Source organism: Pseudoclavibacter sp. RFBG4, from assembly GCF_002931515.1.
In the GTDB taxonomy this organism is placed as follows: Bacteria; Actinomycetota; Actinomycetes; order Actinomycetales; family Microbacteriaceae; genus Pseudoclavibacter.
Genome location: NZ_PSYC01000064.1, coordinates 1 through 10,932, shown reverse-complemented (window position 1 = coordinate 10,932; position 10,932 = coordinate 1). Strand labels below are relative to the sequence as shown.

Annotated in this window: 10 protein-coding genes; 5 read left to right on the top strand and 5 right to left on the bottom strand. The window is 67.0% G+C overall.

Going from position 1 to position 10,932, the window contains the following annotated elements:
• Positions 1 to 177: 177 nt before the first annotated feature.
• From C5E10_RS18515 to C5E10_RS18500, 4 genes are all read right to left on the bottom strand, one after another.
• Positions 178 to 963: a potassium channel family protein gene (locus C5E10_RS18515; RefSeq protein WP_146080343.1), complete on the bottom strand. Its 786-nt coding sequence runs from the start codon at positions 961 to 963 to the stop codon at positions 178 to 180.
• A 79-nt stretch (positions 964 to 1,042) separates the two neighbouring features.
• Complete coding sequence (locus C5E10_RS18510) at positions 1,043 to 1,567, bottom strand: hypothetical protein (protein ID WP_181062835.1); 525 nt, start codon at positions 1,565 to 1,567, stop codon at positions 1,043 to 1,045.
• Between the two features lie 159 nt (positions 1,568 to 1,726).
• Positions 1,727 to 1,999 carry a GlsB/YeaQ/YmgE family stress response membrane protein gene (locus C5E10_RS18505; RefSeq protein WP_104332906.1) on the bottom strand — a complete coding sequence of 91 codons (273 nt, stop codon included), beginning with the start codon at positions 1,997 to 1,999 and terminating at the stop codon, positions 1,727 to 1,729.
• A 283-nt stretch (positions 2,000 to 2,282) separates the two neighbouring features.
• Positions 2,283 to 2,966: a fasciclin domain-containing protein gene (locus C5E10_RS18500; protein WP_104332905.1), complete on the bottom strand. Its 684-nt coding sequence runs from the start codon at positions 2,964 to 2,966 to the stop codon at positions 2,283 to 2,285.
• A 478-nt stretch (positions 2,967 to 3,444) separates the two neighbouring features.
• On the opposite strand from C5E10_RS18500, the gene C5E10_RS18495 reads away from it, so the two are divergent.
• The 4 genes from C5E10_RS18495 (at position 3,445) to C5E10_RS18480 (ending at position 8,740) form a co-directional block, all read left to right on the top strand.
• The gene (locus C5E10_RS18495) at positions 3,445 to 5,241 is read left to right on the top strand and encodes a cytochrome c biogenesis protein DipZ (RefSeq protein ID WP_104301574.1); all 1,797 of its coding nucleotides are present in this window, start codon (positions 3,445 to 3,447) and stop codon (positions 5,239 to 5,241) included.
• Positions 5,242 to 5,335: 94 nt separating this feature from the next.
• Positions 5,336 to 5,893, top strand: a complete 558-nt coding sequence (gene sigK, locus C5E10_RS18490; protein WP_236558643.1) for an ECF RNA polymerase sigma factor SigK — start codon at positions 5,336 to 5,338, stop codon at positions 5,891 to 5,893.
• The gene (locus tag C5E10_RS18485; protein ID WP_104332904.1) at positions 5,890 to 6,882 is read left to right on the top strand and encodes an anti-sigma factor; all 993 of its coding nucleotides are present in this window, start codon (positions 5,890 to 5,892) and stop codon (positions 6,880 to 6,882) included. The genes sigK and C5E10_RS18485 overlap by 4 nt, the downstream gene beginning before the upstream one ends.
• 130 nt (positions 6,883 to 7,012) lie before the next feature.
• Positions 7,013 to 8,740 (top strand): SDR family oxidoreductase, encoded by a 1,728-nt coding sequence (locus C5E10_RS18480; RefSeq protein WP_104332903.1) that lies wholly within the window; start codon positions 7,013 to 7,015, stop codon positions 8,738 to 8,740.
• Positions 8,741 to 9,692: 952 nt separating this feature from the next.
• On the opposite strand, the gene C5E10_RS18475 is transcribed toward C5E10_RS18480, so the two are convergent.
• Positions 9,693 to 10,247 carry a hypothetical protein gene (locus C5E10_RS18475; protein WP_146080342.1) on the bottom strand — a complete coding sequence of 185 codons (555 nt, stop codon included), beginning with the start codon at positions 10,245 to 10,247 and terminating at the stop codon, positions 9,693 to 9,695.
• A gap of 132 nt (positions 10,248 to 10,379) precedes the next feature.
• On the opposite strand from C5E10_RS18475, the gene C5E10_RS19270 reads away from it, so the two are divergent.
• A complete protein-coding gene (locus C5E10_RS19270) occupies positions 10,380 to 10,523 on the top strand; it encodes a hypothetical protein (RefSeq protein WP_181062834.1) in 144 nt (47 codons plus the stop codon).
• The last annotated feature ends 409 nt before the right edge of the window (positions 10,524 to 10,932 follow it).

Here is a 10,932-nt window from a genome sequence, read left to right as displayed (position 1 = left end):
ACCCTGTGGGAGAGTAGGTCACCGCCGGACTTCTTCATAAGCCGGGGTTGGTTGTTGAGTGAGCAGAGATGCTCCTCGATGACCAACCCCGGCTTTTTTGTTGCCCAAAAGCGCCCAGACGGCGCCACTCTCTGACACCCCACGCCTGGACGCGGTCGGGGAGCGCGCAGCGGTTGGTCAGCGCGCAGCCTGCTCAGAGTGGGAGCCGCCCGCCTCGACGCCGGGGGCCCTCGTCGTGAGCTTCGCCGCGATGGTCTGCGCGTCCTCGCGGATCGCCGACATGATCGTCGCACTCACGAACCCGACGATGAGCACGCCAGACACCATGAGCGAGACAGCCAGGGCTCGGCCGGCGAGCGTCACGGGCGTGAAGTCGCCGTAGCCGACCGTCGTGATCGTCGTGAACCCCCACCACAGCGCATCCCCCATGCTCACGATCGACGCCCCGGGCGTCTTGTGCTCGACGAGGTACACACCGAGCGACGCCGTGTACACGTACAGGAGCGACGCGATCGACACCGCGAGGACATTGCGGGTGCGCTTCGCGCGAGCGCCACCGCGGCGGAAGAACGGCAGCCGCCAGAGGTAGGTGACGATGAGGAACGGCCGCAACACGACGACGAACAGCGACAGCAGGTCGAACCACCGCGAACGCACGAAGGTGAGCTTCGCAGGGCTGATCACGAGGCGGACCAGGAACTCGACGATGAAGAGGGTCCAGCTGACCGAGACGACGCTTGTGAGCTGGTTCTGCGCGTCCACGCTCAGCTGCACGTCGATGAGCAGGAGCGATGACGCCGCGAAGAAGGCGACCGCGACCGCGAACATCGGCAGCGACGTGAAGTGCTCCCAACGCGCCAGCGCACGCCAGCGGGCCTCGGCACGTGCCGAACCTCGCCGCTCAGCAGGTCCTCTGTCGTCGTGACTCGGCCGCGGGTTGATGCTGCTCGTGCGTGAGGTCATGCCTCGAGCGAACCACACGAGGGTCCGCGCCGCGAGCGGGAAGCTCCAGCGGCGGGAAGAAGCGCAGGTCCGGTCTCTGCTAGTGGTGCCGGTCCTGGTGCTGGTCCTGGTCCCGGCCGTCGTCGTGGTCTCCGAGGATCAGCACGGCGGCGAGGCGCACGAGTGTCGCCTCGTCGCGAGGATCGGCGTCAGAGCCGGCCAGCAGCGAATCGCAGTACGAGGTGAGGAACGCGGCCGCTGAGTGCTGGAGCGGGGTCCGGCTGTCAGCTCGGGACGTCGACAGTCTGCTCGCGTCCGTGCCGGAGAGCATCAGCTGCTCGCGGGGAATCGTGAAGCAGTGCAGGATCGAACCTGCCTGCAACCGGTGGGTGTGCGGCGCAGAGTTCAGCACGAACGTCGCGTCGAGCGGGTTGAGGGTCGTCGAGCGTGCCCCCTGGCTGCTCGCGACGGATCCCGCGCGTGAGATGAGGAGCACGACCTCGTCCGTGAGCTCGCCCGCGGGGCCTTCGAGGCGAACCGCATGAGTGCGCGGGTGGATGACGCGGACGCGGACGCGTCCGGCTTGATGCGATCGCTGCGAACGATCGGCCGTGGGGTAGGTCACTGGCACCTCCGGGGCTTCCAGATGGTCACGGGTCTTCGTCGAGGTGCCCTCTCGGCGCAGGGAGATGGGTGGGTCGTCCGCTCGGCGGCCCGTCTCCGAGACGACAGCGGACCCCGGCAAAGATGCCGGGGCCCGAGGTCTTGGTCGTGCGTGTGCGTCTTACGCCTTGTTCCTGCTGCTGCGGCTCGTGATGAATCCCCAGATGACGAGGACGATGAGCGAGCCACCGATGGCCAGAAGCCAGCTGCTGAGCGAGAAGAACGCGTCAACGCCTTCACCGAAGAGCATGCCGCCGATCCAGCCGCCGAGCAGTGCGCCGACGACGCCGAGGATGAGGGTAGCGATCCAGCCGCCAGCCTGCTTGCCGGGCAGGATGAGCTTCGCGATGGCCCCGGCGATGAGTCCGAGAAGAAGGAATGCGAGGAATCCCATGAGAGCTCCAGAGTTCGATGTTGACTGTAGTCGCCGGTGTCGGACGTTGGCTTCCCCTGTGGCGCTTGTGGCGCTCAGTTGGCTTCGCCGCGTCGTTAACCGGACAACCCATTGTGGCCCCCGGATATCCGCTTAACGAAATCCTGTGTGGGAATCCACGGAAATCCGTGCCCTCGCTGTGATATTCGCGCAACACTGAAAGATTGGGCGAAAAGAAATCAGATAAAGGCCCCGGATGCAAGATCCGGGGCCATATCTGTTTGTCGTGCTAGTTGCGTTTGTCTTACATCATCGACGGCGGCATGAGCACCGAGTCGATGAGGTAGACGGTTGCGTTGGCGGTCTGGACTCCACCGCAGATGACCTTGGCGTCGCCGACCATCAGGTTGTCGCCTTCGCCGGTGACGGTGACGTTCTCGCCCTGGACGGTCTTGTGGTCGCCAGCGATCTCGTCAGGCAGGATCTGTCCCTCAACCACGTGGTAGGTGAGGATGCCCGAGAGGAGGTCAGCGTCGGTCTTGAGCGTGTCGATCGTTCCTGCATCGATCTTGCCGAAGGCCTCATCGACCGGTGCGAAGACCGTGAACTCTCCGCCGTTCAGCGTCGAGACGAGGTCAACGTCGGGGTTGAGCTGGCCGGAGACAGCCGCCGTGAGCTGCGTGAGCAGCGGGTTGTTGGAAGCCGCAACTGCGACCGGGTCCTGGGACATGCCCTGGACAGAGCCTGCGCCGTCCGGAACCTGAGCTGCGTAGTCGGCGCAGCCGGATCCGACGAGGTTGGCTGCTGGGTCCATCGTCTCCATGGAGGTTTCCATAGGCGTCTCCATTGCAGTCTCCATGGGGGAGGCTTCTGTGGAGGCGTCGGTCTCAGCCATGGGGGCCGAGTTCGAGCAGGCTGCCAGGCCGAAGGTCGAGATGGCCGCCAGCGAGAGGAGGGCGAGTGAGCCCTTCCTGGTGATAGTGCGCATAACTTCACTCCTCATTTCTCGGCCGGGGGGCCGGAGCCGCATCCGTTGCGGTTCACAAAGGCATTCGGAGGCCCTCCTGTAGCGGATTGGAAAAGTTCGGAATAAAACTTCGGTGGCCCCCACATGCCAGCCATTCCGGGGATCTCGCGCCCTCAACACCGTGCGTGTCGCCAGTCTGCGACGCTCAGTGCGGCTGGTCGAACGTGCTGCTGCACGGCTGCGGGGCCGGCGCTGAGCGCGGCTGGGCCGTCTATATGAACGTCCATAGCGAGGTGTCCCCGCCTGCTCGCCGAGCACGTGACCTGAATGGGGCGGCTTCCGGTGCCTTCCTCCTGAGCGCGCCTGGGCCGTCGCCCGGTGGAGAGAGCGAACCGAGCGCATCGAATACGCGGAAACGACAAACCGATAGGCACACGGCTCCGAATGCAGTGCACAGGCATGAACGTCCGCCTGACAACCATGCTTCAGGGAGCGCAACATGATCTCGCTAGGACTCATAGGCTTCCTCGGAGGCCTCATCACGGGAATCTCCCCGTGCATCCTTCCCGTGTTACCCGTCATCTTCTTCTCGGGCGGCGTGCAGGGTGCACGCAGCGACGAGGAGATGCAGGCCGAGGCTCAGGATCCCGGGGCCGAAGGGCCTGACGAGGGCGCGCTCAAGACGAGAGTCAAGAGCGAGCGCACGACGAAGCGGCGCGCATCCGCCCGGCCGTACCTCGTCATCCTGGGCCTCGTTACGAGCTTCAGCGTCTTCACGCTGCTCGGCTCGCTGCTCCTCAGCCTCCTCGGGCTCCCCCAGGACGTGCTGCGCTGGGCAGGCATCATCGTGCTGGTCCTCATCGGCGTCGGCCTCATCGTGCCGAAGTTCGAGCACCTCCTCGAGAAGCCGTTCTCCTGGATCCCGCAGAAGCAGGTCAACACCGACCGCGGCGGCTTCCTCCTCGGCATCGCGCTCGGCGCCGTCTACGTGCCGTGCGCCGGCCCAGTGCTCGCAGCCATCACGGTTGCCGGCTCGACCGGTCAGATCGGAATCGAGACCGTCATCCTCACGGTGACGTTCGGCATCGGCGCCGCGATCCCGCTCCTCATCTTCGCCCTCGCCGGACGTCGCGTCGGCGAGCGGGTCAAGTCGTTCCGCAAGCACCAGCGCGGCATCCGCATCACTGCAGGTGTCGTCATGATCGCCCTCGCGATCGGACTCGTCTTCAACCTCCCGCAGCTCCTCCAGCGCCTCGTGCCGGACTACACGGCCGGCCTCCAGGAGCAGTTCAACTCCAACGAGCAGGTCGAGGAGGCGCTCGCCTTCGGTGGCCTGGTCAACGACCAGAACGAGCAGCTCACCAACTGCACGCCCGGCGACCCGGAGCTCGGCGACTGCGGCCCTGCCCCAGAGATCCTCGACATCCAGGAGTGGATGAACACCCCTGACGGCGAAGCGGTGCAGCTCGCTGCGGAGGCCTCTGAGGGCAAGGTCGTCCTCATCGACTTCTGGGCCTACTCCTGCATCAACTGCATCCGCTCCATCCCGCACGTCACCGCATGGGACCAGGCGTACAAGGACGCCGGCCTCCAGGTGATCGGCATCCACTCTCCTGAGTACGCCTTCGAGAAGGAAGCCTCGAACGTCGCCAACGCGATCGACGAGTTCGGCATCGAGTACCCCGTCGCCCTCGACAACAACCTGGGCACCTGGACCAACTACCGCAACCGGTACTGGCCAGCCCACTACCTGATCGACGCAACGGGAACCGTCCGCGCCATCCACTTCGGTGAAGGCGGCTACGCCGAGACCGAGGCCCAGATCCGCGACCTCCTCAAGGAAGCGAACCCGGACGTTCAGCTCCCCGGCGAGACCGACACCTCGGACACCACGCCGGAACTCGGAAGCACGACACCAGAGACCTACCTGATGCCGACGAAGGTCGTGAACTACGCAGGTGAAGGCGAGTACGGCCAAGGCGACCGCAGCTTCACGTTCCCCGCGCAGCAGCAGCAGGACACCTTCTCGCTCGACGGTGACTTCAACCTCGACTCGCAGGGCATCCGAAGCGACGACGGAGGAAAGATCAAGCTCTCCTACACCGCCTCGACCATCCGAATGGTGCTCGGCGGGTCCGGAACAGTGACCGTCGACGATGGCACCGGCCCCCGAGAGATCCAAGTCGAAGGCAACCCGGGCTCCTACCTCCTCTTCGAAGGGGACCAGAGCAAGCAGGGAGAACTGACCGTGACGCTGGGGGGTGGCGTGGATGCTTACTCATTCACCTTCGGTTGAGACCAGGCCGAACGTCCCAGCAACGCACTTCCCAGGAACCCAACACGAAGTCAACGAACTTCGCGAAACGTTCGCGAGATGGCAAGCTGAACTTGTGAGCGAAGCCATCGGAGAGATAGAGGACCTTCTCGTGCGCACCGCTACAGGAAGCAAGGAAGCCTTCTCGACCCTCTACGACCTCATGGCACCACGTGTCCTCGGACTCATCAGGCGAGTGCTTGTCGACCAGGCGCAGTCCGAAGAGGTCGCCCAAGAGGTGCTGCTCGAGATCTGGCAGACCGCCGCATCGTATTCGCCGAGCAAGGGCAAGGCGACCACATGGATGCTGACTGTCGCGCACCGCAGAGCCATCGACCGGGTGCGTGCATCCCAGGCATCGAAGGACCGTGACCTGAAGATCGGGGCACGGGACTTCGAAGGGGAACGCGACGACGTCGCCGAGTCCGCTGAGATCAGCATCGAGCACAAGAGGGCCCAGAAGGCACTCAGCGCGCTCAGCGATCAGCAGCGGGAGGCGGTCACCCTGGCCTACTACGGGGGTCTCACCCAGAGTGAGATCGCGGAACGGCTCGAGGTGCCTCTCGGCACGGTGAAGACAAGGATCAGAGACGGAATGAATCGGTTGCGTCGCGAGTTGGGGGTGGTGTCATGAGTTACGAACAGGAACGTGAGGAGCTCGAGCAGCTGCTTGCTGCAGAGGCGCTCTCCGCCAACGACTTCGACGATGCCGCAGACCGCGCACTGTTGAACAAGCTGCTGGAAGACGGCGAGCTCTCGGAGGAGTTCGAGAGCTACCAGGAGGCCGCAGCGCAGCTCGCGCTCGCAGTCTCCCCGGTGCCCCCTCCTGCATCCATGAAGGGTTCGCTGTTCGCGAAGCTCGACAGCTTCCCGCAGCAGAACCCGGTCGGCGGAGAAAAGGAGTCCGCGGCCCCCGCGGGAGCCTCCGACGCCGGCACGCCGTCGGCACCTGCCGACGCTCCTCCGCGGGACGCTGAGGGGGAGGGGCGGCCCAGGCTGTCTCTCGCACCGGAGCCCGAGACCGACGCCGACGAGCGCGACTCTGACGACGAACGACGCTCTGTCGCCGTCGGCGGTGGAGTCTCGAGCACCTCGACCGGAGACGACGACTTCGGGCCTGTGGAGACACGAGCCCGCGGCCGCTGGTTCCGCAGCAGCGCCCAAGCCATGTTCGCCGCGACTGCCGCGGTTGTCCTCGCCGTCGGCCTGTTCCTCGGCGGAGGCCTCGCTTTCGGAGGTTTCGGACAGGACTCGCAGGAGCAGCCCGTCGCCGACGGAGACGTGGCGCTCATCCTCGCCGCCCCCGACGTCGACAGTGCTCGCACCGAGGCGGCCGGCGGCGGAACCGTCACGGTCTACTGGTCGCAGGAGCTCGGCAAATCCGCGGTCGTCGCGGACGGCATGGCCCAGCTGCCCGAAGAGAACGACTACGAGCTCTGGTACATCGACGGAGAAGGACCCGCACCCGCCGGAGTCCTGACCATGGCCGATGGAGCCCCCGCCGTGAAGGTGCTCGACGGAACATTCGCGCCAGGCATGGCCGTCGGCCTCACGGTCGAGTCGAAGGGCGGCTCCGCTACGGGCCTTCCGACGACCGACCCGGTCGCGGTCGTGCAGAGCTAGAGCGCACCGCCGAGAAGAACGACGAAGATCGACCTCAGAGCCCCCGAGCGGCATTCCCCTCGGGGGCTCTGTCGTGCCGCTTTGTCAAGCCATCATCTTGCGATCAGACAGGGGCAATAGCCTCGCGATCATGGCATCACCAGGCACGCCCCCAAACGCCCAAGCCAGCGAGTCCGCGAAGCACAGCACGACGTCTTCGTCCGGCAGCGACTTCACGACCGGACACACGCCGGCCAACAGCAGCACGCCCGCGACGCCAGCCCCGACGGGCAACGAGCCGGCGCTCAAGGCCGTTCCTCGAGCGGACGGCTCAGCGCCGAGAGTGCTCGTCTTCGGATCGACCGGCTACCTGGGAGGTCGCCTCGTGCCGAGGCTCCTCACCGCCGGCTACCGGGTGCGGGTGCTGGCCCGCAACGCCGGACGCGTCGCCGCATACGACTGGGGAGACCACGTCGACGTGGTCGTGGGCGACGCGGACGACCCGAAGGCCGTCGGCGAGGCCATGCAGGACATCGACGTCGTCTACTACCTCGTCCACGCCATGGGATCCGGGTCCGACTTCGAACGCACCGACCTGCAGCTCGCCGAGAACGTCGCGGAGCAGGCCGCGAAGGCCGGCGTCTCCCGCATCGTCTACCTGGGGGGCCTGCACCCCGACGACGCGAAGCTCTCCAAGCACCTCCGCTCCCGCAAGGAGGTCGGCGAGGTCTTCCTGAAGTCGCCCGTCCCGACCATCGTCCTGCAGGCCGGCATCGTCATCGGCTCCGGCTCCGCATCCTTCGAGATGGTGCGGCACCTCACCGAGGTGCTGCCGTACATGCCCGCCCCGCAGTGGGTGCGCAACCACATCCAGCCCATCGCCGTTCGCGATGTCCTCCATTACCTGCTCGGCGCCGCCCGCATCGAGGGGGACGTGAACCGGCCGCTCGACATCGGTGGCCCCGACGTGCTCAGGTATGGGCAGATGATGAACGGGTACGCCGTGAAGGCCGGCCTTCGCCAGCGGGCCATCGCCTCGCTGCCCGTCTTCACGCCCGGCCTCGCGTCTCGCTGGGTGAACCTCGTGACCCCGATCCCGAAGTCCATCGCCCGGCCCCTCGTCGAGTCGCTGCAGAACGAGTGCGTCGTCAAGAACCGCGACGTCGATGCGCTCATCCCGCCGCCCGAGGGTGGACTCACCACCTACCTGCGGGCCGTTGAACTGGCCCTCGGCCGGGAGAAGCAGCGAGCCACGGAGACGAGCTGGCGGGACGCGAACGTGCACAGCGCGCCAAGCGACCCGCTGCCCGCTGACCCGGACTGGGCGGGGCAGACGGTCTTCACGGACGAGCAATCGAAGGAGAGCACGGTCTCGCCCGAGCAGCTGTTCCGCGTCATCGAGGGCATCGGCGGCGACAACGGCTGGTACTCGTCGAAGCTGCTCTGGGGAGCCCGCGGCGTCATGGACAAGCTCGTCGGCGGGGTCGGGCTGCGTCGCGGTCGCACCAACCCGGACCGGCTCGCAGTCGGCGACGCGCTCGACTTCTGGCGCGTCGAGACCATCGAGCGCGGCGGCGAGCATGGCTCGCTCCTGAGGCTGCGCGCTGAGATGCGCGTCCCAGGGCTCGCGTGGCTCGAGATGCGGGCCATGCCGGTCGGCGACGGAGACAGCGAGTCGGATGCGCGCGGTGATGAGCTGAAGGACGGGGAACGCATCCGCTCCCGCTACGAGCAGCGCGCCGTCTACTTCCCGCAAGGTCTCCTCGGCCGCCTGTACTGGGCAGCCGTGTTCCCTTTCCATGGGTTCATCTTCGCGACCATGGCGTCCCGCATCGTGGCGACGGCGAGCGCGACGGCGAGCGCGAACGCGGAGGACTGAGCAAGCCCGCCCGCTCTCAGTCTCCCTACCCGCCCAGCCCTCCTGCGCAGTCCCCGCGCGCAGACCTGGGGGTTGTGCATCCGCCGCGCGCGTTGCGGATGCGTTAGCCCCAGGTTTGCCGCTGGCGCGGGTGCAAACCTGGGGAGAAGACACCTCCGCGGGGCTGGGAGCGTGCGTTAGCCCCGGGTCTGTGACTGGCGCGCGCAGACCTGTGGGTTGTGCATCCGGCGCGGGCGTTGCGGATGCGTTAGCCCCAGGTTTGTGGCTGGCGCGGGCGCAGACGTGGGGCGGAGGCACCTCCGTTGGGCTGGGCGCGTGCGCCAGCCCTAGGTCTGTGACTGGCGCGCGCGGACCTGGGGGTTGTGCATCCGCCGCGCGCGTTGCGGATGCGTTAGCCCGAGGTTTGTGGCTGGCGCGCGCGCAGACGTGGGGCGGAGGCACCTCTGCGGGGCCGGGAGTGTGCGTTAGCCCCAGGTTTGTGGCTGGCCCGCGCGGACCTGGGGGTTGTGCATCCGCCGAGCGCGTTGCGGATGCGTTAGCCCGAGGTTTGTGGCTGGCCCGCGCAGACCTGGGGGTTCTGCATCCGTCGAGCGCGTCAAGGATGCGTCAGCCCGAGGTTTGTGGCTGGCGCGGGCGCAGACGTGGGGCGGAGGCACCTCTGCGGGGCCGGGAGTGTGCGTTAGCCCCAGGTTTGTGGCTGGCCCGCGCGGACCTGGGGGTTGTGCATCCGCCGAGCGCGTTGCGGATGCGTTAGCCCGAGGTTTGTGGCTGGCCCGCGCAGACCTGGGGGTTGTGCATCCGCCGAGCGCGTCAAGGATGCGTCAGCCCCAGGTTTGCCGCTGGCGCGGGTGCAGACGTGGGGAGAAGGCACCTTCGTTGGGCTGGGCGCGTGCGCCAGCCCCAGGTCTGTGCCGCGGGCCTCAGCCTTCGAGCCAGCACGGGTTACCCGGTGTCACAGCTTGCCGAGCAGACGCAGACGCCGCTCTCGCAGGGCGTGCGCGTGCGCAACGAATGCGCTGGGATCCGGCCAAAGGTCCGAGGCAGTGAGCCGCTCGGAATGCCAGCCCAGATTGGTGACCTGGCGAACGCGCTGGATGTCGCGTCTCCACTGCTTCGGACTCACCAGATGACCGAGCCCTTCGAAGTCGTAGGCGATCTTCGCCTCGAGATCAGCGCAATCAGGGCGCGCGACTTCCTTCCCTCGGACACGCAGAGAGTGCTGAACAGTGAGTTCCGGATATCCGGAGTCATGAAGCACGAAGCGCAAAAGGCTCTCATACGGCGACTCGACTTCCTTGCGAATCTGCGGCGTCATCTCGCGGAGCAGGGCCGCGCCGAATCCGGGCGACCACTCGGCCACGAACCGTTGCAGGACCTCGGGCGCCTCGAGCGTTCCGTGCCAGCGACGGTTCGGGTAGTTCTCGGCCCCGCTGACAAGCGCGTCCCCGAAGCCGAGGAGGTCCGGCCGCGCTGAGGAGGCGTTCGAGCGCAGGAGGTCGCGGCTCATCAAGCCGTAGAGGAGCGCCGGATGGGGCAGCGGGACGCCAGCGAACGTGAACGTGCGCCAGAGGCGTGCCGGGACGATTCTGGTGGTGACTCCTGGGCGCCGAGGGACGTTCGTGCCGTCAGGGACGACGAGATGGACGCGCGGATCCCGGAGGAGTTGCAACGGGAGCGGCAGGCCAAGGATGCGCGCTGCGGACACTGCGCCGTAGGCGTGCGCTTCCTTGAGGAGCGGCGCGTACTGCAGATCTCGGGCTCGCAGCTGCCGACGAACCGCTGACGATGACGACTCCAGCCCGTCAGCCGGATCTGCTGCGCCACTATCGACGCGAACGCCATGGAAGGGTCGCGCCAGCCCCTGGTTCCTCAACCGGCCCCTACCCACACCCAGGTCTTGCGCATCCGCCACCGTGAAGCTCTTGCCCCGGAGCTCGGGTGGGAGCTGGTTGCGAAAACGCGGAGGTCTGTCTGGAGGAGCCACACGGTGAAGGTACGTGCGCGGCGTCGCCCGCGCTCGACACCGGGAACCGGCTGTGGAGAACTCCAAGAGCGGCGCACCTGTGACATCACAGTGGAGTGCGGCCCCTGGGCGCGGACAGACCCGGGGGATATGCATCCGTTTGGCCCGTGCGCGGTGCTCTAGCCCCAGGTCTGCGGGCGGGGGCGCGAGCGGGGTAGGAGCGCGGGCG

What these genes read in the sequence shown, in the direction of transcription:
- C5E10_RS18515 (WP_146080343.1), bottom strand. Translation starts at nt 963, where the DNA reads ATGACCTCACGCACGAGCAGCATCAACCCGCGGCCGAGTCACGACGAC.
- C5E10_RS18505 (WP_104332906.1), bottom strand. Translation starts at nt 1,999, where the DNA reads ATGGGATTCCTCGCATTCCTTCTTCTCGGACTCATCGCCGGGGCCATC.
- C5E10_RS18500 (WP_104332905.1), bottom strand. Translation starts at nt 2,966, where the DNA reads ATGCGCACTATCACCAGGAAGGGCTCACTCGCCCTCCTCTCGCTGGCG.
- C5E10_RS18495 (WP_104301574.1), top strand. Translation starts at nt 3,445, where the DNA reads ATGATCTCGCTAGGACTCATAGGCTTCCTCGGAGGCCTCATCACGGGA.
- C5E10_RS18485 (WP_104332904.1), top strand. Translation starts at nt 5,890, where the DNA reads ATGAGTTACGAACAGGAACGTGAGGAGCTCGAGCAGCTGCTTGCTGCA.
- C5E10_RS18480 (WP_104332903.1), top strand. Translation starts at nt 7,013, where the DNA reads ATGGCATCACCAGGCACGCCCCCAAACGCCCAAGCCAGCGAGTCCGCG.
- C5E10_RS18475 (WP_146080342.1), bottom strand. Translation starts at nt 10,247, where the DNA reads ATGAGCCGCGACCTCCTGCGCTCGAACGCCTCCTCAGCGCGGCCGGAC.
- C5E10_RS19270 (WP_181062834.1), top strand. Translation starts at nt 10,380, where the DNA reads ATGGACGCGCGGATCCCGGAGGAGTTGCAACGGGAGCGGCAGGCCAAG.